This is a genomic window from Nonomuraea sp. NPDC059023, from assembly GCF_042740095.1.
GTDB lineage: Bacteria > Actinomycetota > Actinomycetes > Streptosporangiales > Streptosporangiaceae > Nonomuraea.
Genome location: NZ_JBHYIO010000017.1, coordinates 145,810 through 164,681, shown reverse-complemented (window position 1 = coordinate 164,681; position 18,872 = coordinate 145,810). Strand labels below are relative to the sequence as shown.

The window sequence follows — 18,872 nt, the reverse complement described above, 5'->3', positions numbered from 1 at the left end:
GTGATCGCGTGGATACGACTCGTGATCTGCTCGTCGCGCTGGCCCGCCGCTATGCCTTCGCCGACCTCGGAGCACTCGCCTCGGACGAGGAGGTGGCCGCCGTGTGCGAGTTCGGGCAGCGGCTGCTCTCCCTGGACGCCGAGGACTTCGCCGTCGAGGCGCGGGGCGTGCCGGCCGACCTGAAGCGCCGGGCGCGGGCCTGCCACATGCCGCAGACGCCCCGTGAGACGCCGCGCGGCGCCCTGGAGTCGCTGCGCCCCGCCTACGGCCTGCTGCTGGAGGTCATCGCGATCCGGTGGCACCGGCGCGAGCTGAGCCCGATGATCGCCGCCGTGCACATCGCCAGCGAGTACCTGCCGCTGCTGGCCTTCGAGCCGCAACTGGGCCACGCGGGCGACCCGGCGCGCTGGCCGGACGGGCTGAGCGCCGACGGCAGCAGGTTCGGCGTGATCGGCGACCGCGACTGCGACCACACCAAGTCCGAGCAGTCGGCGACCAACCGTACGCTGCGGGTGGCCGGTGAGCCGCCCGAGGGCTGGCGGGCCTACTTCGACCGCCAGCACAGCCAGGTCGCCGGCGCGCTCGCGGTGTGCGTGGCCACCTGCCGCAAGCCGTGCACGGCCATGGACTGGATCGCTCCCGAGCCGCGCCGCGAGCTCGGCACCCGCGCCCGCAGCGCGCTCGCCTTCGCCGAGACCCCTCTGGTACGGCTGCGCCACGCCGCCCCGGTGGGCCACGGCTTCGGCGTGCCCTCCCCCGAGGAGGTGCTCGACGCGTGGGAGCGCAGCCGGGGAGCGCTGGACAAGAACGACGTCGGGGCGGCGGCGCTGAAGGACGACGGCTTCCCGCTGCCGGGCCTGCCCTCGTTGTTCTCCGCGATCGCCGACCACCCGATCGTGCCCGCGACCCTGCTGAAGGGCGTCAGCGATCACGTGGCGAGCCTGCTAGTCCGGGGGTAGCAGGACCAGGTGCGCGGGGGTGATCAGGCCGAAGCGCAGCGCGTGCTTGACGATCGAGCGGGGCTTCCAGTCGACGCCGGCGCCCTGGCCGGGCGGCTGGAGCCGGAATTTCGTGCCGGCCAGGAAGTCCACGTGGTAGTTGACGGCCGAGCGGCTCAGTCCGAGGGCGGCCAGCCGCCGGCGTACCTCGGGGATGCTCGGCACGCGGTCGCGGGCGGGGTCGCGCAGCTGAGGCTCGCACAGTGCGGCGAGCACGAGGAAATACTTGGCCGCGGGGTCGAGCGGGTAGGGCTGCTGGGTGCCGGTGGCGCCGCAGGGGTCGTGTTCGGTGGCCAGGCGGCGTTTGAGCGGGGCCAGCACGAGGAAGGTGAGCTGGTCCTGGCGGCCGGGCACGCGAACCCTGGCGGTCTCGAACGGGATCGGCGCGTCGACGGTGCCCGGTGACAGCCGGACGAATCCGCCGCCTTCCAGGTTCTCCACGACGTAGGCGTAGCGGCGCGACAGGTTGGAGATCTCCCAGTAGTCCTTGACCGCCCGCAGCAGCCCCGCCTCGCGCGAGACGGCCGGGTCGTCGAGCGGCAGGTCGACCGGGGTGCCGGCGGCGCCGCGGCCGAAGGTGATCGATTCCCCTGGCCGCAGGTGCCGGGTCTCGACGGCCGTGCTGCCCTGGAAGTCGCGCTGAACCGTGATCACTTCCACGACCGGAGCATAGGCCGCCGTCGCGCGTGACATAACGTCATCTTCTTGCCATTGGCCGCAACAGCACTGGCGGGCCGCGATCTGGCTTCCGAGCATGGAGATCCCCCGGTCATGGAGACGCGGCATGGACAACTACTACGCCATCGTCGGCGCGGAGCGTAACGACCCGGCCGACGTCATCAAGAAGAAGATCACCAACGAGCTCCGGCAGTGGCAGAAGCGCACCAACAGCTCCGACCTCAGCAAGCGGCAGGAGGCCGAGCAGAAGGTGGCGCTGCTGACCAAGGCCAGGGAGATCCTGCTCGACGACGCCCGGCGCCAGGGCTACGACCTCCAGCTCAACGCGTTCCTGGCCGCGGGCGGCGGCTCCCAGACGCCGGTCACCGCCTCGTCCGCGAGCGGCGACTGGCTGCAGCAGGCCCGCGACTACCTCGCCGTCGGCGACTACAACTCCGCCGCCTACTGCGCCCGCGAGGCCCGCAACACGCTCGGCGCCTCCGCCGAGGTCTGGAGCCTGTTGGCACGTGCCAACGCGGGCCTGGGCAACCTCAACGAGGCGCTGTACGAGGCGCAGCAGGCCACCTCGCTCGACGTGGCCAACCCCGACCGGCAACTGGAGCTCGGCGGCGTCTACGAGGAGCTGGAGCAGTGGGACCGGGCGCTGTCCTGCTACGAGCAGGTGAACCGGCTGACCGGTGGCTCGGAGGAGGCCGACCTGGGCATCGCCGGCTCCCTGGCGAACCAGGGCCGCTACACCGAGGCCATCCCGGTGCTGGAGAAGCTCCACCTGCACGGCTCCAACAAGCGTATGGCCGCCTACTACCTGGCCGACGTGCTGCTCGCGCACGCCGAGACGATCCCCGTGGCCAAGCAGGATGACGGGTACTACATCACCTCGGCCGAGGAGATCGCGCAGATCCGGATCGTGCTGAACCGGGTCAGGACGCTGAGCGACGACGAGCAGATCATGATGCGCCTCGCCGACCAGGAACAGTACTTGATCGCGATGGAGACCAAGCACCTGTTCGGCGTGACCGCCTGGAAGATCACCAAGACCGTGATCCTCTGGGCGGTCATCGCCTTCGTCATCGTCGGCATCCTGAGCAACGCGGGGACCGGTGGGTTCTTCCTGGGCGTGCTGCTCGGCGGCGGCGTCGCCTGGCTGCGCATCCACCTCCAGATCCGCAACCACTACCTCCCGCAGTGGCGCATCAACGCCAAGATCGTCCGGGTGCGCTGATGGCGGTCATCGGCATCGACCTCGGCACCACGTACTCGGCCACGGCCGTCGTGCGCGGGCCCTCCCCCGAGATCCTGGAGAACCGCGAGGGCGAACGGCTCACGCCGTCCGTCGTGGTCTTCGAGAACGGCACGCCGCTGGTCGGCGTGGAGGCCAAGCGGCTGGCCGCCGTGCTGCCCGACGACTGCGTGGAGTTCGTCAAGCGGAAGATGGGCGAGCCGGGGGCGGCGTACGTGGACGCCGACGGCAAGGAGTACCGGGCGGAGGAGATCTCCGCGCTGGTGCTCAAGCGGCTGGCCGCCGACGCCTCCATGCAGCTCGGCGAGGAGGTCAGGGACGTCGTCGTCACGGTGCCCGCCTACTTCGACGACGCCCGCCGTACCGCGACCAAGGACGCCGGCGAGATCGCCGGGCTCAACGTGCTCGGCCTGATCAACGAGCCGACGGCGGCCGGGATCGCCTACGGGCTCAACAAGCAGCAGAGCGGCGTCTTCCTCGTCTACGACCTGGGCGGCGGCACCTTCGACGTGACGATCATGCGGGTGACCGGTACCGCGTCCGACATCATGGGGTTCGACATCATGGCCACCGGCGGCGACCGCAACCTCGGCGGCTTCGACTTCGACAACCTGCTCATGAGCCACGTCGCCAACCGCATCCGCGAGCAGGGCGGGCCGGAGGTGCGCGAGTCGGACAAGGGCGAGGCCGAGCTGCGCGGCCAGTGCGAGCAGGCCAAGCGGCGCCTGACCAGCATGCCGCAGACGATCGTGCGGGTCAGCGCCGAGGGCGGCGGCTTCCAGGTGCCGGTCACCAGGGCGGAGTTCGACGAGCTGACCGCGAGCCTGCTCAGCCGTACCGAGGTGACGGTCGAGGAGGTCATGGAGAAGGCCGGGGTCGACTGGGACAAGATCGACCGGATCCTGCTCGTGGGCGGCTCGACCCGGATGCCGATGGTCAGCACGATGGTGCGGCGCATGTCCGGCCGCGTGCCGGACATCGGCGTCAACCCGGACGAGGCGGTGGCGCTCGGCGCGGCCGTCTACGCCGACACGCTGGGCGCGGCGGCCGGCGGGGCGATCGCCCGCATCCCGGTCGCGGTCAGCGACGTGACCTCGCAGAGCCTCGGCACCATCGCGCTCAACGAGCGCAACATCGCGCAGAACTCCATCATCATCCCGGCCAACTCGAAGATCCCGGTGAAACGGGAGAAGAGCTTCTACACCGTCCAGCCCGGCCAGCGGGTGGTGGACTTCGAGCTGACCGAGGGCGACGACGAGGACCTGCGCTACGTGACGGTCCTGAAGTCGACGGAGCTGATGCTGCCGCCCGGCCTGCCGGACGAGGCCGAGATCCGCGTGGTCATGGCCTACGACATCGACGGCGTCGTGCACGCCGAGGTGTTCCTGGGCGCGACCGGGCAGTCGCTGGGCGCCGTCGAGCTGCAACGGGACAACAACCTGGGCGCCCACGCCGTCGAGCAGATGCGCAACGCGATGCGCGACCTGGAGATCCTATGAGTGAGGAACTGTCCGAGAAACTCGACGTCCTGACCGACCTGTTCAAACGGCGCCTGTCCGACGACCTGGACAAGCGCAAGCTCCTTGAGGAGCAGGCCCGCCGTATCCAGCAGGCGGAGGGCGCGCTCTTCCGCGACCTGCAGCTGCCGCTGGTGCTCGGCGTGGCCACCGTCATCGACCGGATCGACCGCCACGAGGGCGAGAAGGAGCTCGCCCTGGAGATCAGGGACGAACTGCTCGAACTACTCGCCGCCAACGGCATCCGCGAGGTGCCCACCGACGCCGGCTTCGACCGCGCCACGCACGAGGCGGCGGCCGCCCGCCCGGAGGAGGGCAGCGAGCCGGGCACCATCCTCGAGGTGTGGAACCGCGGGTACGCGCGGCACGGCTGGGTGTTCAGGCCGGCCAGGGTGGTCGTGGCCCTGTGAGCGTCGCCCATCGCGAGGCCGCGATCAGGGGACTGGTCACGGCCTTTCGCGCCTACGCGCCCGTGGCCAGGAAGGTCGCGGCCGAGGCGCAGCTCGGGGCGGAACGCGACCGGCAACAAGCCGTCCGGCGGGCCGAGTGTACGGCCGAGGCCGAACGGCACCGGATCCAGGCCGCGGTGCGGCGGGCGATGGACGGCGCGAGGGAGACGGCGGCTGCCACAACCGCGGAACTCGCGCCCGGCCTCGCCCGCCTGCCCTTCTCCGGGGCCGAGTGGGGGTCTCTCGGCACCGCGGCCTCTTCACATGTGCGGGTCGGCGTCTGCGGCGAGGTGCCGGTCGTCGTCCCGCTCCTGCCCACCGCGGGCTGGTACGCCGCGGGGGACGGCGGCGCCGGCCTGGTCCTGGCCACGGTGCTCAGGGCGGTGGCGGCCACGCCGGCCGGCCGGGTCCAGGTGGACGCGTACGACCCTCCCTGCCGACCTCGAAGGGCGAGCCGGTGATTCCCGAGCGGGTGCCGGGCTTCGCCTCGCTACCGCTGGCCGAGATGTGACGACAGCTGCGTCAGGTCGCGCGAGGCGCCCGTCGAGGCCGACGTGGTCATCGCCGCGTAGGCCTGCAGCGCCGCGCTGACGGCGCGCTTGCGGTCGCGCGGGCGGTATCCGCCCAGCTCGGCCAGCAGGCGCTCGCGGCGGGCGGCCAGCTCGGCCTCGGGCACGCGCAGCTCCAGCAGGCGGCCGGGGATGTCGATGTCGACGATGTCGCCGTCCTCCACCAGCGCGATCGCGCCGCCCTCCGCCGCCTCGGGCGAGGCGTGGCCGATCGACAGCCCCGAGGTGCCGCCGGAGAAGCGGCCGTCGGTGACCAGCGCGCAGACCTTGCCGAGGCCCTTGCCCTTCAGGAACGAGGTCGGGTAGAGCATCTCCTGCATGCCGGGTCCGCCCTTGGGGCCCTCGTAGCGGATGACCACCACGTCGCCCGCCTTGACCTTGCCGCCGAGGATGCCCTCGACCGCCTGGTCCTGCGACTCGAACACCACCGCTGGGCCGGAGAACTTCCAGATCGACTCGTCCACGCCGGCTGTCTTCACCACCGCGCCGTCGCGGGAGATGTTGCCGTAGAGCACGGCCAGGCCGCCGTCGGCGCTGTAGGCGTGCTCGCGGTCGCGGATGCAGCCTTCCGCGCGATCGAGGTCGAGGTCGTCCCAGCGCTTGTCCTGGGAGTACGGCTTGACGGTGCGCACGTTTCCGGGCGCGGCGTGCCACAGCTCGACGGCCTCGGGCGTGACCGTCGGCGAGACGGGGTCCCACTCCTCGATGAGCGTGCCGATCGTGCCGCCGTTGACCGTCGGGACGTCGCGGTGGAGCAGCCCGGCGCGGTCGAGCTCGCCCAGGATGCCCGGGATGCCGCCGGCGCGGTGGACGTCCTCGACGTGGTACTTGTTCGTGGCCGGCGCCACCTTGCACAGGCACGGCACCCGCAGCGAGATCTCGTTGATCTCCTTGAGCCCGAAGTCGACCTCGCCCTCGCGGGCCGCGGCCAGGATGTGCAGGATCGTGTTGGTGGAGCCGCCCATGGCCACGTCGAGCGCCATCGCGTTCTCGAAGGCCTCGCGGGTGGCGATCGCGCGCGGCAGCACGCTGGCGTCGTCGTCCTCGTAGTAGCGCTTGGCCAGCTGGACGATCGTGCGGCCGGCGTCCTTGAAGAGCTGCTCGCGCCGCTTGTGCGTGGCCAGGATGGTGCCGTTGCCGGGCAGGGCCAGGCCGATCGCCTCGGCGAGGCAGTTCATGGAGTTGGCGGTGAACATGCCCGAGCACGAACCGCAGGTCGGGCAGGCGTTCTCCTCCATCTCCAGCAGCTCGGCGTCGGAGACGCTGTCGTCGGCGGAGGCGATCATCGGGTCGATGAGGTCGAGTTTCTTGCCGGGTGTCTTGCCCGCCTCCATGGGACCGCCGGAGACGAAGACGGTCGGGATGTTCAGCCGCATCGCGGCCAGCAGCATGCCCGGCGTGATCTTGTCGCAGTTGGAGACGCAGATCAGGGCGTCGGCGCAGTGGGCCTCGACCATGTACTCCACGGCGTCGGCGATCAGCTCGCGGCTGGGCAGCGAGTAGAGCATGCCGCCGTGGCCCATCGCGATGCCGTCGTCGACGGCGATCGTGTTGAACTCCCGCGGGATCGCGCCCGCCTCCCTGATCGCCCCGGCGACCACGTCGCCGACCTCGCGCAGATGCACATGGCCCGGCACGAACTGGGTGAAGCTGTTGGCCACCGCGATAATCGGTTTGCCGAAGTCGCTCCCGGCTACGCCGGTCGCCCGGAGGAGGGCCCGGGCTCCGGCCATGTTCCTACCGTGGGTGACCGTACGTGACCTGAGGGCGGGCATTGAGCTTCTCCCATCGTGAGTGAGTCTTCACATGGTACGGCTATCGCCCGACAGCTGAGACGCATGTCCACAGCTCGGGATAACGGTGACAAGATCGACCGACGGTGCTATCGAGGTTCGCATGACTTCGGGGCGCGTCGAGTCCGACCTCACGGCCAGGGTCGGCAACTTCATCCACACGATAGACCGGCTGTGCCGGCGACCGGCCCGGGGGGAGGGCGTGCAGGACTCCCCGCACGTCCCGGCCGGCTTCGAGCGGCAGGAGGAGGAACCCCAGGAACGCCCCCAGCACACCGGCCGCCGCGGCATCCCGATCATGCGCCTGCGCAACGCCGGCGACTGGCCCGACTTCCTGGTCAGGGACGCCATCGCGTTACGGCCGGTGATCTCCACCCGCATCCGCCGCTCCAAACCCGAGATCGCGCCCGGCGACACCGTGCCCGTCATCCTGGCCAGGATCGTCGCCGACCTGAGCGCCGGCACCGAGCGGCGCTCCTCGGCCGACGGCAAGCTCAGGCGCATGCCCGGCCTGCGTTTCCCGCGCTACCGGATGACGGTGAAGGTCCTGGCCGCCTGGACGGCCCGGCACGCCGACGCCGGTCCCGACACCGAGGAGGCGGCCCGCGAGGCGCTGCGCGCGGTCGACCGTAGCTGGGGCTGGGGCATCGAGGCGGCCGAGCGGGGCGGCGAGAGCGTGCCGTTCCCGTTCAACGCCCTGCTCAGGCTGGCTCCGCCGTTCCTGCACGACTGGCGGCTGAGCGGGAAGGCGCTCCTGCTCAGCGGCCGGCTGCGCGCGCTGCGGACGGCGCTGGCCCAGGACGCGGCCAAGGCCGGGCTGCCCGCGCTGCTGGCCGACCTCGACCCGGCCGACTCCGGGCGGATCGACCGGCTGCTGCTGTCGGCCTTCCTCGACGACCTGAGCCGGCAGTACCGGCGCACGCCGCTGCACGTACGGGGCGCCGGGCACGTCTTCTACCCGCTGCTCCTGCTCAACGAGCACGGCGGGGAACTGGTCGAGCTGATCGCGGAGCGGCGCTCCAACCTGGAGTCGTTCGATCCGGTCGTGGTGGTGACCTACCTGCCCGGCGGGGACCCGCCCACCGCCGAGGAGGAGGACCCGGTCTCGGCGCTGATCCGCTGGCGGCGCGAGCTCGTCGCCTCCGGGCGGGCCGCGGCGCTGCAGGTGCTGCGCGAGCCGCTCGACGTGCGGGCGCCCGGCCTGCCGAAGGACCCGGTCGTGCTCAGCACCGCGAGCCGGTTCTGGGTGCCGCCCACCAGGAAGCCGCCCTGGTGGTCCACGCCGGTGGCGATCGCGTTGTTCTGGAGCGTGCTGGCCGCGGGCGCCGGCGCGTACGCGGGGCAGACCGTGGCCTGGCAGCGAACCTCGTGCGCCACCGGGCTGTGGACGCCGTGGGCGGAGTCGGGCAGGCAACTGATGGGCGCGGAGTGCGTCGGCGTGGCCGAGCCCGGGTACCTGTTCACGCCGAGCACCGCGGAGATCGCCCAGATTCACCGGCGCATCCACGAGGAGAACCAGCGGGCCGCGACCCTGCATGCCGATCAGGCGCAGGCGGCGCGGCCGTACGTGACGATCGTCTATCTCGCCGCGCTCACCTCGGGCAACCGCGACTCGCTCGCGGCGGTGCGCGAGGGCCTGGCGGGCGTGGCCATCGCGCAGAAGAACCAGAACGACTCCTCCGGCGCCAGCGAGCCCATCGTGCGGCTGCTGGTCGCCAACGGCGGCGGTCGCATGCAGTACGGCGAGGCCATCGCCCGCCTGCTCGTCTCCTCCAGCGAGGCCGAGGCGCCCATCGTCGGCGTCGTCGGGCTCGACCAGAGCCGCAGGCAGACCGTCGCCACCATCCACGCGCTCGGCAAGGCCGGGCTGCCCATGGTCGCCTCGACGCTCTCCGCCGACCGGCTGGTGGAGGAGTCGCCGTTCTACTTCCAGGTCGCGCCGCAGAACAGGCGCCAGGCCGCGGTCGCCGCCGCCTTCGCCACCACGCTCGGCCTGCCGGCGCGGGCCCGCGTCTACTACTCCCACGACGTCAGCGACTACTACAGCGACAACCTGCGCAAGCAGGTGTCCGCGCGCTTAGCCGAGGCCGGGTTCGCGGTGGACAACCGGCGCTTCACCCCCATCGGCAGTCCCAAGCCCGGCCCCGAGGACCCCAACGAGCACCCCTACGCCGGCGAGCCCCGCCAGGCCGGGGTGAGCGCGTGCGACGCGAAGGGCCTGGTGTACTTCGCCGGGCGCGGCATCCCCGACTTCCAGTCCTTCATCAAGGGCGTGAACGAGACCTGCCCGGCCAATCCGCCCACCATCCTGGCCGGGGATGACATCTCCCGCTACGCCGCCGACGTACGGCTGCGCGGCGAGGTGGGCCAGGTGCCCTTCTACTACCAGTCGTTCGCCGTGGCGCCCAACCGGTGCGGTCAGCCGCAGCCGCACGACTTCTACGACCAGCTCTTCCGCACGTTCACCTTCGAGTGCCAGGAGCCGGGCGCCGGGCGCACGCTCGACGGGCACGCCGCCCTGTCCTACGACGCCGCCGAGACGCTGATCACCGCGATCCGGCGGCTCGGCGGCCCGGTACGGCACGCGGTGCCGGTGAACTCGTACACGGTGTGGCGGCAGCTCAGCATGTTGCACACCGCCTCAGGCCCGGCGATCCAGGGGGCGACGGGCGGCATCGACTTCGGCGGCGGGACGGCCCGGCAGTACCCGCGCGACAAGCCCGTGCTGATCCTGCGCGCCAAGGGCGCCGAACGCCCCGAGCAGGTGGGCTCCTGCGGCCCGCCCGCCGGGTCGAGCCCTTGGTGTTCCAAGGTGGCGGAGAAGTACCGGTGATCAGGCGGGCAACCGGACCGCGGCCAGTTGGGTGGACTGGGCCACCAGGCGCCCCTTGTCATCCCAGACGTGGGCGACCTGGTCGATGCGGTCACCGCCGACGTCGGTGGCCTCCAGCTTGACGCGGACCGGCCCCGGCGCGGGCAGCCGGCGGATGTAGGCCGACAGCTGGATCGTGGGCATCCAGCCGGGCAGCCCCAGGTCGAAGGTGACCGGCGGCACCGGGTCGAGGGCCACGAGAAGGCTGAGCGGGTCCCAGTCGGAACCGTCGCCGAGGCGCTGCCAGGTGGCGATCACGCCTTTCCTGCTCGGCTGCCCGAACGCGAAGGCGAGGTGCCCGGGGTTGATGCGCTCCTCGACCACCCCCATCAGCGGCACGGGGAACGGCGCGCCCGGCGGGTCGACCGGCGACAGGAAGCACTCCTGCTCGGGCGGCAGGTCCACCGGCTCCGAGGCCGTCCACCAGGGATCGGAGTCGTCGAGGCGGCCCAGCGTGATCAGCGCGGAGACACGCGGCCTGCCCTCCTGCGACAGGTCGGCGCGCACCTGGGCGACGCTCTTGCCCACGCGCAGCCTGGTCACGCTCACCTCGGCGTGTCCGAAGCCGGGCGGCTCGATGAAGGCGCCGCTGACGGCGGTCACGTGGGGGTGCCCGGCGCCGGCCTCGGCCACCGCGGCGCGGCCCAGGACGGCCAGCAGGTAGCCGCCGTGCAGCTTGGTGCCCACGGCCCACTGGGGGTCGAGGGTGGCGGCGTATCCGCCGGTTTGGGGGGTCACAGCGGTCGCATCCCGAAATATCGCCATGCGCTCAGGTTGACATCGTTAACTTAACAACGTCAATGTGAGATGCATGACCAGGACCAGAGCCCGGCGCGGCGAAGGAGCGCTCCTGCGCGAGGACATCCTGCGGGCAGCCGAGGACCTGCTGGCCGAGTCCGGCACCGAGGAGGCGCTGACCCTGCGAGCCGTCGCCGCCCGCGCCGGCATCTCGACGCCGTCCGTCTACCTGCACTTCGCCGACAAGGAAGCCCTGCTGGAGGCGGTCTGCCTGCGGGTCTGGGACGAGCTGGCCCGCCTGTTCCGCGAGAACGACCACGGCGACCCGTTCCGCGCCCTCGGCCGCTGCGGCCGGGCCTACGCGCGCTTCGCGCTGGCGCATCCCGTGCAGTACCGGGTGCTGCTCATGAAGCCGCCGCCGAGCGATCGCGCCGCCGCGCCCGAGACCGCGGCGGCCGTGCCCGAGGCGGCGGCGGCCTGCTTCGGGGGCATGGTGGCCGTCGTCGAGCGGTGCGTGGAGTCGGGCATCCTGCGCGGCGACCCGAGGCGGCTGGCGCTCACGCTGTGGTCGTCGATGCACGGGTGCGTCGCGCTGGTGCTGGCGCAGCCGGGCTTCCCGTGGCCGGACGTGGACGAACTGGTCGACCAGGCGGTGATCGTGGCGGGCTTCGGCAGCGCGATGCTGTCCCGGGTGCCGGAGACAGGCATCCCGGCCAGCGCCGAGCTGGCCGGGGACCTGGACGAACTGGCCGAACGCCTCAGCCGTCGCCGTAGCGAGGAGGAAGGACGCTCTCGGCGATCTCGTACAGGCGGTCGATCTCTTCCTGGGTGAGCGCGTGCTCCCGCTTCGTGATCCACTTGCGCGCCCTGGTGCCCTCGTAGACGTCGACGCCGCGGATGGTCATGACCTTCCACGGCACCGGCGGCCCGTAGATCGCCAGCGAGGGCACGACGGCGATCTCGCGGCCGAAGGCCTTGCTGATCAGCTCGCCGGCCTGCGAGGCCTCCAACTTGGCCTCGGTGATCCTGGGCTTCATGTCGAAGGGGCCGTGGAAGAGCTTCTTGCCCATCTGCACGCGTACCGGCAGCCGCTTGTCCCACTTCTCGGAGTCGACCGCGTAGATGCCGGTGGGGCCGATGACCAGGTGGTCGATCTGGGCCTCGCTGCCGGGGATCGCGCGGGCGTGGAGCGTGCGGTAGCCGCTGCGTTCGAGTCTCTTGAGCTGGCCTTCCGTACGGCGTTCCGCCACGGAGGAACGGCGCCAGGCGGGCACGGTCGAGGCGGATCGGGCACGGTAGACGGTGTCGGCGATGGCCGCGACGATCGCCGCGGTGACGCCGATACGCCAGTCCCGGACGAGGATCCCGACGACCACGCCGACGCCGATCGCCAGCAGCGCGCGGTTGCGCAGGCGGCGATATCGAGGCTGCCGTAGCAGCGCGCGCACCGAGGCGCGCTCGATGGGGGCATACGTCGACGCGGGCGTCGCGGCCGGCGACTTCTTGGCCGCGGGGGCCTCATCTTCCGGCCTGTCGCTCACCCAGATCGGTGACGTATTGTGACCGTCTTCTCGCTGGAGGTCGGAGTCCACGTAACTCAAGGTAGCTTGCTGATCGTCGGGTTTCCTAGTGTTAGGGCGTCCATACTTTTATGGCCCAGGTCATCGTGTTCCCCGTCCGATTTCCGGGTATCTATTACATTCTCTGCTAGAGATCCCTACTGTTCAGTAGTGTGAGTGCGATTCACGATCTCTCGGCGCTTGACCAGGGCAAAGCGATCAGGAACGGCGAGTTGTCGCCGGTCGAGCTGACCCGTCATTACCTTGATCGAATCGACCGTCTCGACGCCGAGGTGGGCGCGTACGTCACCGTCACGGCGGAGCGGGCGATCGCCCAGGCACGGGCGCTGGAGAAGGCCCTGCCCGACGGCCCGCTGGCCGGGGTCCCGGTGCCGATCAAGGACCTGAATCTGGTCAAGGACGTGCCGATCATGTTCGGATCGGGCAGCTACCAGGGCTTCGTCGCGCCGGTCGACGACACCGTGGTCGAACGGCTGCGCGCGGCCGGCACGGTCATGCTCGGCAAGACGGCGACGCCCGAGTTCGGACTCCCTTGCTACACAGAGACATATTTGTCACCCCCGTCCCGGACGCCGTGGGACCTCACGCGCTCGGCGGGCGGTTCGAGCGGCGGCGCGGCGGCCGCCGTGGCCGCCGGTCTGGCGCCCCTGGCGCAGGGTAGCGACGGCGCGGGCTCGATCAGGATCCCGTCCTCCGTGTGCGGCCTGTTCGGCATCAAGCCGACCCGCGGCCGCATCAGCTTCGCCCCGATCATCCCTGACCTCGCGGGAATGTCGACCAACGGGCCGATCGCCCGGAATGTCGCCGACGCCGCGGCCCTGCTCGACGTGATGGCCCACAACAACCCCGGCGACCTCTACCTCGCCCCGCCTCAGGAGGGCACCTTCCTGGAGTGCGCCACCCGGCAGCCGGGACGGCTGCGCGTCGCCCGCTACGCCGAGCCCGTGGTGCCGGGCACCGAGGTGGACCCCGAGGTCATGGCGGCCTACGAGGAGGCGTCGAAGACGCTGGCCGCGCTCGGGCACGAGGTCGTCGACATCGCGCCGCCGTTCGGGCCCGAGCTGGTGCCGCAGTTCGTGACGCTCTGGTACGCCTTCGCCTGCATGCATCCGGTCGCCGACGACCGGCAGGACACGCTCAGGCCGCTGACCCGATGGCTGCGCGAGCGCGGCTTCGCCACCCCGGCGCCGTCCTTCCTCCAGGCGCAGTCGGCGCTCCAGCTCGCCACGCGGATCGCGCTCACGGTCACCAACGCCTACGACGCCGTCCTCACCCCGACCGTCACCCTGCCGCCCCGGCCCGTCGGCTGGTTCGAGGAGGGCGACGACCCCGAGCTGACGTTCGAGCGGATGAAGCGCTTCGCCGCCTTCCCGGCGATCTACAACGTCTCCGGGCAGCCGGCGGTGAACCTGCCGCTCTACTGGACCGAGGACGCGTTGCCGATCGGGGTCATGCTGGCCGGCCGTACCGGGGAGGAAGGGGTTTTGATCTCCTTGTCGGCCCAGGTCGAGGCGTACCGGGGCGGATTCTGGGGTGATCGGCGGCCCGAGGTCTGGTAAACCCTGGAACCTTACAGATGGCCGCACAGAGGGCGAGGACGTTACAACCATGGCCATGCGCACCGTTCTCATCCAGACCGACACGGCCGTGGCGGCCGAGCTCAATCCCGGTGAATCCGCCACGTTCGGCCGCGGCGCAGACGACGTCCCGGTGGACATCGTGATCGCCGACCGGGCCGTGTCGCGCATGGCCGGGCGCATCACCGCCGTCGACGACTACTGGCTGATCGCCAACCTCACCACCGACCGCACCTACGTCGTCGAGAACCCCGAGGGCGGCGGCGAGTTCGTCAAGGTGCCGCCGCAGCGGATGGGCATGCCGGTGCCGTTCGAGTTCTCGCGGGTGATCCTTCCCGCCGAGCACGGCACGACCGGCTTCCTCGTCTTCGCCCCCGAGCACGTGTACGGCAAGGCCGCCACCGTCGCCGGATCGGGGGCGACCACCATGGGCGTCTTCCCGCTGGACCGGACCGCCAAGTACTTCCTCATCCTGGTCGCGCTCTGCGAGCCCCGGCTGCGCGACCCGTCCAGCACCGTGGTGCCGACGGTGCCGCAGCTCATCGAGCGGCTGTCGGGACACGGCCTGACCAGGAGCGGAGCCAACTTCCACATCGACTACCTGGCCAGGACGAAGCTGCGGGTGAAGCAGGCCGACGAGGGAGGCAAGGCCGACTGGCAGCGTGCCGCCCTGATCAACCTGGCGCTCCGCTTCAACCTGGTGATCGACACGGATCTGCGGCTGCTGCCTTAGCTCTTCTGGTATTCGCCCCGATATTTCATGATCAGGTCTACTCGCTCCTTCGTGAACGAAGGGATGCCCTTGGAGCGCTTCATCGGCTCCACGCCGGACAGGAAGAGCGCGGCCAGGTTGGCCGCCGGATCGCCCTTGATGTTGGAGATCTGCGGCCCGAGTGCGCAGAAGAAGCGGCCCATGGACTGCACGGACAGCTCCACGCTGTACGGCGGGCGCGGCTCGGGCTGGGCGAGACCGTACGGCTGCCAGTGCCGCAGCACTCTGGGGGTCCAGCGGGCGATGCCGAACTCGTCGTTCTCCTTGTCGGTCAGGTCGGGGTCGAAGTCGCTCATGACCTTCAGCACCGCCGCGATGAGCGCGGGCGAGAGGCCCTTGACGTCGGCGCACCAGGTTCCGGCCTCGACGATCATCTGGCGGTACTGCTGGGGCACCGGGGCGTCGTCGCGCAGGTCGTTGTGCGGCTGGGCCGCCGCGCTCGGGGTGGTGCCGCCGGTGCCGGGCGGCTGCTCGGGGCCGCCGCCGCGGGTCAGGATGACGGCCACGACCGCGCCCGCGAGCACCAGGGCCGTGCCGCCCGCCAGCAGCGCCTTGCCCGGTGGCGTACGCGGCTTGGCGGCCGTTTCCCCGGGCTTCGGCTCGGAGTCGTCGCCGGGGAGGTCGGAGGGCACGTCCGGCTCGGTGCCGCGCAGGGCCGCGTCGAAGTCGGCCACGCTCCGCCAGCGCCGATCCGGGTCGGGGTCGATGGCCTTCATCACCGCCGCGCTGATCCGCTCGGGCACCTCGGGGCGCAGGCGGTGCGGCGCCAGCCGTACCGCGCCGGAGCCCGGAACCTGGCCCGTCAGCAGGTGATAGGCGAGGGCCCCCAGCCCGTGCACGTCGGCGCGCTCGTCGGGCGCGCCGTCGAGGCGCATCTGCTCGGGGGCCATGTAGCCGGGCGTGCCGGCGGCGATCGTGTGGCTCGTGGCGTCGGCGAGCGCCCGCGCGACGCCGAGGTCGGCCACCATCGCCCGCTCGCCGCCACCCGTCGCCGTGCGGAACAGCACGTTGGACGGCTTCAGGTCACGGTGCACGATGCCCAGTTGGTGGAGCTCGCCGACCCCGCCGGCGATCTCGGCGAGCAGCCGCAGCGTCTCCGGCACGGGCAGGGGTCCGTCCGCGAGGCGTCCGGCGAGTGTCCCCATGTCCGCATAGGTCATGACAAAGTACGGCCTGCCATCCGGAAGCTCGCCAATATCATGAACCTGGACGATGTGCGGCGAGTCGGCTTGGCGCAGAAGCCTGGCCTCCTTGACGAAACGCTCCCGCACCGCGGGCTCCACCGACCAGTTCTCGGCGAGCACCTTGATGGCGACGTAAGACTGCAACTGGTCATCACGCGCCAGCCACACCGACGCGAAGGCGCCGGCACCGAGGGCACGCTCAACCGGGTAACGACCGATCGATTCTGGGGTGTCCACAGCAGTTTTGACCTCTTGTGGGGGATCTTGGTTCATGACTCTCTCATATGAGGTCTGGCCGGGCAGCCGAACCGGGATTACGGTCATGGTGTGAGCAGCGCGTGGCAGATCCTCGGCTTCCTCATCGGGGCCTCCCTCGGCATCTTCGTGCTGATCAGCCTGCTGGTCCTGGCGCCGGGGCGCGGCACCGCCCGCAGAGCGGCGGAGGGGCCGGTCTGGCTCGGCGGGCCGTCCAGAAGTGAGTCCGGCGTCAGCACCTCCGACCTGGTGCTGGCCGACCGGGCCGCCCACTGGGCGCAGACGCCGGATGTCGACTGGGTGGGCGCGGCCGAGACCGCGGAACCGGGCAGGAACATCGGCGGGGCGACGGCGGGATGGTGAGACGATGCGCGTACTGACCGCGGCCCAGGCCGACGACCTGCGCCAGGCCCTCCAACTCGCCGAACGCCGCAGCGGGCTGCGTTTCGGCGTCTTCCTCGGCAGACCCGTCGGCGGGCGCCGCCACTTCGCCGAACGCCTGCACGCGGCGCTGGGCGACGACGCCGTCAACGGCGTGGTCGTCCTGGTGGACCTGGAGGGCAGGGCCCTGGAGATCGTGACCGGCGAGAGCGCCCGGCTGCGGCTGTCGGACGGGGCCTGCCGGCTGACCGCGATGTCGATGGCGACCGCGTTCAGCGTGGGCGATCTGGTCGGCGGTCTTCTGTACGGCATCGCCGCCCTGGGCGAACAGGCGACCGCCCGCCGCTGACCGATCCCCGGCCTCCCCTGAAACCCTCCAGGCTGTGCGCCTTCCCGGCTTCTCCTACAAAGGACATGTCAGGAAGTTCCACATAGATACGGGGGAGGAAGTCATGCTGTGGTTCGACGACGGCGTGGGCTGGGGCTGATCCCACGTCCATAGGAGGGTCCGATGGCGGAGAACAGCCTCGCCGGGCTGGTGAGCCCGCAGGCACAGGCGCTCTACGACCGGCTCACCTCCAGCGGGGCGCTGGAGCTGGACGTGGACGTCGACGGACAGGCCCCGGAGACCCTCGAACTGCTCTCGATGGGCGTCGCCTTCCGCGGAGGTGAGGGCGACGCCCTGCTCAGACCGGTCGGCATCGCCGCCGCCCTCCGCACGCTCCTCGACCGCGAACACGCCGAACTCACCGGCCGGCAGGCCCGCCTCGCCGCCGGCTGGCGCGCGCTCGCCGGTCGCTGGGGCGCCCAGGACGACCACCCCGCCTCGGCGCCGATCAGCGGCGTCCAGGTCATCCCGACGATGGCGGAGGCCGCCGCCAAGGCCGTGGAACTGTACGCCGCCGGGACCCGCCTCGTCCGCGCCGCCTTCACCGTCGCCTTCGAGACCGAGCCGACGCCGCACCGCCTCCTCCTCCCGCCCCCGGCCGCGCTGGAGGGCGGCGCCCGCTACCTCGGCCTGTACGACGCCGCCTACAGCAACGTCCCCTGGGGCCGGCGGCTGATGAGCGACTCGGCGGTGGCCGGTGAGACGGTACGGATGCGCAGAGCCATCCCCACCAAAATGATCCTGGTCGACGACGCGATGGCCCTGGTCGCCGCCACCGCGACCGGCCTGCCGGCCCTCCTCGTCACCTCGCCCGACCTGCTGAGGATGCTGGCGGACTGGTTCGACCTCATGTGGCGGGACTCGGTGGACGCCGAAGGCGAGGACATCCCCCTCACCAGGGCCCAGCGCCGGGTGGTGCTGCAACTGGCGGCGGGCAAGACGGACGAGCAGATCGCGCACGAGACGGGGATCAGCGTCCGCACGGTCCGGCGGCACATCGCGGTGGCCATGAGCGCCCTGGGCGCCGAAACCCGCTTCGCCGCCGGTGTGGCTGCCAGCCGTAAGGGCTGGATCTGACATCCGGTGTACGGCACGGCCCCTCTCTCGCCGGCCGGAACCCACCACCCGCGCACCCCGTCCGGATTCCGGAGACGGCCGAGGGTCGGCGCGCACGCCCGGACCCACCGGGGGCACCGCGCGACCGGGATGGGCGGGGCGGGAGTCCGCACAGGCTTTCGAAAATTGTCGGTGCCAGGAGCTAGTGTTTGGGTATGGGTATCGATGTGAAGTCTCACACCCGCCCGCTGACGACCGCCGAAATCGCCGCCCTCGCCCTCTCCCTCGCGCACCTGGGAGCCGGCCCGCAGGCCGTCACCGCCCGGCGCGGCCTGCGCAACGTCTTCGAGCACCTCGACCTCGACGACGACGTCATCGCCACCACGCTGGCCACGCTCACCGATCCCCTGCCCTCCGACGTGGCCTCCCGCGCCCGCGTCATCGCCGACGCGATCACCAGCCGCCTCATGATCCGCCTGCACTACCAGGACGCCTCCGGCCACGTGACGATCCGCGACGTGGAGCCGGTGACCTGCCTGGTCCACCGGGAGTACTGGTACCTCGTGGGAGTGTGCCGGATGCGGCGCGGCATCCGGGCGTTCAGGTTCGACCGCGTCCTGGCCGTCGAACCCACGCTCACCCCGTCCCGCCCCCACCTGGCCGACCGCTTCCTCCCGTTCCAGCGCCGCAAGGTCGCCTGACCCCAGCCCGTGGTGGCCCCGCCACCCCCCCGCCGGGGCCCCCCCGGGGAAGGTGGGGGGGGGGGGGCCAAAGACGCCCCAGGTGGGTTGGGGGGGGGGGGTGGGTTATAAAAAACTGAAGCTG

The 18,872-nt window shown here is 71.3% G+C and carries 18 protein-coding genes; 13 read left to right on the top strand and 5 right to left on the bottom strand.

Annotation, left to right across the window (positions count from 1 at the left end):
• Window positions 1-8 precede the first annotated feature (8 nt).
• Entirely contained in the window at window positions 9-959 is a 951-nt protein-coding gene (locus ACFWYW_RS28095; RefSeq protein WP_379615009.1) for a hypothetical protein, read from the top strand.
• Here the strand turns inward: ACFWYW_RS28095 and ACFWYW_RS28090 are convergent.
• Entirely contained in the window at window positions 945-1,658 is a 714-nt protein-coding gene (locus ACFWYW_RS28090) for a hypothetical protein (protein ID WP_379615007.1), read from the bottom strand. The two genes, ACFWYW_RS28095 and ACFWYW_RS28090, sit on opposite strands and share 15 nt — an antisense overlap.
• A gap of 124 nt (window positions 1,659-1,782) precedes the next feature.
• Here ACFWYW_RS28090 and ACFWYW_RS28085 point away from each other — a divergent pair, with 124 nt between their 5' ends.
• From ACFWYW_RS28085 to ACFWYW_RS28070, 4 genes are read left to right on the top strand one after another with little or no spacing between them, the layout of a single operon-like run.
• The gene (locus tag ACFWYW_RS28085; protein ID WP_379615005.1) at window positions 1,783-2,898 is read left to right on the top strand and encodes a hypothetical protein; all 1,116 of its coding nucleotides are present in this window, start codon (window positions 1,783-1,785) and stop codon (window positions 2,896-2,898) included.
• A complete protein-coding gene (locus tag ACFWYW_RS28080) occupies window positions 2,898-4,415 on the top strand; it encodes an Hsp70 family protein (RefSeq protein WP_379615003.1) in 1,518 nt (505 codons plus the stop codon). The genes ACFWYW_RS28085 and ACFWYW_RS28080 overlap by 1 nt, the downstream gene beginning before the upstream one ends.
• Window positions 4,412-4,843, top strand: coding sequence for a nucleotide exchange factor GrpE (locus ACFWYW_RS28075; protein WP_379615001.1), 432 nt, complete (start codon window positions 4,412-4,414; stop codon window positions 4,841-4,843). The genes ACFWYW_RS28080 and ACFWYW_RS28075 overlap by 4 nt, the downstream gene beginning before the upstream one ends.
• Entirely contained in the window at window positions 4,840-5,343 is a 504-nt protein-coding gene (locus ACFWYW_RS28070) for a hypothetical protein (protein WP_379614999.1), read from the top strand. The genes ACFWYW_RS28075 and ACFWYW_RS28070 overlap by 4 nt, the downstream gene beginning before the upstream one ends.
• Before the next feature lie 29 nt (window positions 5,344-5,372).
• Here ACFWYW_RS28070 and ilvD read toward each other — a convergent pair whose 3' ends face one another.
• Window positions 5,373-7,226 (bottom strand): dihydroxy-acid dehydratase, encoded by a 1,854-nt coding sequence (ilvD, locus tag ACFWYW_RS28065; RefSeq protein ID WP_379614997.1) that lies wholly within the window; start codon window positions 7,224-7,226, stop codon window positions 5,373-5,375.
• 121 nt (window positions 7,227-7,347) lie between these two features.
• Between ilvD and ACFWYW_RS28060 the strand changes: the two genes are divergently transcribed.
• On the top strand, window positions 7,348-10,077 hold the full coding sequence (locus ACFWYW_RS28060; RefSeq protein WP_379614995.1) for a hypothetical protein: 2,730 nt from the start codon (window positions 7,348-7,350) through the stop codon (window positions 10,075-10,077).
• On the opposite strand, the gene ACFWYW_RS28055 is transcribed toward ACFWYW_RS28060, so the two are convergent.
• Window positions 10,078-10,854, bottom strand: a complete 777-nt coding sequence (locus ACFWYW_RS28055; protein WP_379614993.1) for a thioesterase family protein — start codon at window positions 10,852-10,854, stop codon at window positions 10,078-10,080. It lies immediately after the preceding gene.
• 73 nt (window positions 10,855-10,927) lie between these two features.
• Between ACFWYW_RS28055 and ACFWYW_RS28050 the strand changes: the two genes are divergently transcribed.
• Window positions 10,928-11,686, top strand: a complete 759-nt coding sequence (locus tag ACFWYW_RS28050; RefSeq protein ID WP_379641100.1) for a TetR/AcrR family transcriptional regulator — start codon at window positions 10,928-10,930, stop codon at window positions 11,684-11,686.
• On the opposite strand, the gene ACFWYW_RS28045 is transcribed toward ACFWYW_RS28050, so the two are convergent.
• On the bottom strand, window positions 11,613-12,395 hold the full coding sequence (locus ACFWYW_RS28045; protein WP_379614989.1) for a nuclease-related domain-containing protein: 783 nt from the start codon (window positions 12,393-12,395) through the stop codon (window positions 11,613-11,615). The two genes, ACFWYW_RS28050 and ACFWYW_RS28045, sit on opposite strands and share 74 nt — an antisense overlap.
• 191 nt (window positions 12,396-12,586) lie before the next feature.
• Between ACFWYW_RS28045 and ACFWYW_RS28040 the strand changes: the two genes are divergently transcribed.
• Window positions 12,587-13,993 carry an amidase gene (locus tag ACFWYW_RS28040; RefSeq protein ID WP_379614987.1) on the top strand — a complete coding sequence of 469 codons (1,407 nt, stop codon included), beginning with the start codon at window positions 12,587-12,589 and terminating at the stop codon, window positions 13,991-13,993.
• A 55-nt stretch (window positions 13,994-14,048) separates the two neighbouring features.
• Window positions 14,049-14,744: a winged helix-turn-helix domain-containing protein gene (locus ACFWYW_RS28035; protein ID WP_379614985.1), complete on the top strand. Its 696-nt coding sequence runs from the start codon at window positions 14,049-14,051 to the stop codon at window positions 14,742-14,744.
• Here the strand turns inward: ACFWYW_RS28035 and ACFWYW_RS28030 are convergent.
• On the bottom strand, window positions 14,741-16,240 hold the full coding sequence (locus ACFWYW_RS28030) for a serine/threonine-protein kinase (protein WP_379614983.1): 1,500 nt from the start codon (window positions 16,238-16,240) through the stop codon (window positions 14,741-14,743). The genes ACFWYW_RS28035 and ACFWYW_RS28030 overlap by 4 nt on opposite strands.
• Window positions 16,241-16,294: 54 nt before the next feature.
• Here ACFWYW_RS28030 and ACFWYW_RS28025 point away from each other — a divergent pair, with 54 nt between their 5' ends.
• The 4 genes from ACFWYW_RS28025 (at window position 16,295) to ACFWYW_RS28010 (ending at window position 18,748) form a co-directional block, all read left to right on the top strand.
• Window positions 16,295-16,585 carry a hypothetical protein gene (locus ACFWYW_RS28025; protein ID WP_379614981.1) on the top strand — a complete coding sequence of 97 codons (291 nt, stop codon included), beginning with the start codon at window positions 16,295-16,297 and terminating at the stop codon, window positions 16,583-16,585.
• A gap of 4 nt (window positions 16,586-16,589) precedes the next feature.
• Window positions 16,590-16,952 (top strand): DUF5130 family protein, encoded by a 363-nt coding sequence (locus ACFWYW_RS28020; RefSeq protein ID WP_379614979.1) that lies wholly within the window; start codon window positions 16,590-16,592, stop codon window positions 16,950-16,952.
• A gap of 162 nt (window positions 16,953-17,114) precedes the next feature.
• Entirely contained in the window at window positions 17,115-18,068 is a 954-nt protein-coding gene (locus ACFWYW_RS28015; RefSeq protein ID WP_379614977.1) for a response regulator transcription factor, read from the top strand.
• Window positions 18,069-18,262: 194 nt separating this feature from the next.
• Complete coding sequence (locus ACFWYW_RS28010; RefSeq protein ID WP_379614975.1) at window positions 18,263-18,748, top strand: helix-turn-helix transcriptional regulator; 486 nt, start codon at window positions 18,263-18,265, stop codon at window positions 18,746-18,748.
• Window positions 18,749-18,872: the final 124 nt, after the last annotated feature.

Bases quoted from the DNA above. Each gene is read 5' to 3' on its own strand.
- ACFWYW_RS28085 (WP_379615005.1), top strand. From the start codon at position 1,783: ATGGACAACTACTACGCCATCGTCGGCGCGGAGCGTAACGACCCGGCC.
- ACFWYW_RS28080 (WP_379615003.1), top strand. From the start codon at position 2,898: ATGGCGGTCATCGGCATCGACCTCGGCACCACGTACTCGGCCACGGCC.
- ACFWYW_RS28075 (WP_379615001.1), top strand. From the start codon at position 4,412: ATGAGTGAGGAACTGTCCGAGAAACTCGACGTCCTGACCGACCTGTTC.
- ilvD (WP_379614997.1), bottom strand. From the start codon at position 7,226: ATGCCCGCCCTCAGGTCACGTACGGTCACCCACGGTAGGAACATGGCC.
- ACFWYW_RS28060 (WP_379614995.1), top strand. From the start codon at position 7,348: ATGACTTCGGGGCGCGTCGAGTCCGACCTCACGGCCAGGGTCGGCAAC.
- ACFWYW_RS28050 (WP_379641100.1), top strand. From the start codon at position 10,928: ATGACCAGGACCAGAGCCCGGCGCGGCGAAGGAGCGCTCCTGCGCGAG.
- ACFWYW_RS28035 (WP_379614985.1), top strand. From the start codon at position 14,049: ATGCGCACCGTTCTCATCCAGACCGACACGGCCGTGGCGGCCGAGCTC.
- ACFWYW_RS28030 (WP_379614983.1), bottom strand. From the start codon at position 16,240: ATGAACCAAGATCCCCCACAAGAGGTCAAAACTGCTGTGGACACCCCA.
- ACFWYW_RS28020 (WP_379614979.1), top strand. From the start codon at position 16,590: ATGCGCGTACTGACCGCGGCCCAGGCCGACGACCTGCGCCAGGCCCTC.
- ACFWYW_RS28015 (WP_379614977.1), top strand. From the start codon at position 17,115: ATGGCGGAGAACAGCCTCGCCGGGCTGGTGAGCCCGCAGGCACAGGCG.
- ACFWYW_RS28010 (WP_379614975.1), top strand. From the start codon at position 18,263: ATGGGTATCGATGTGAAGTCTCACACCCGCCCGCTGACGACCGCCGAA.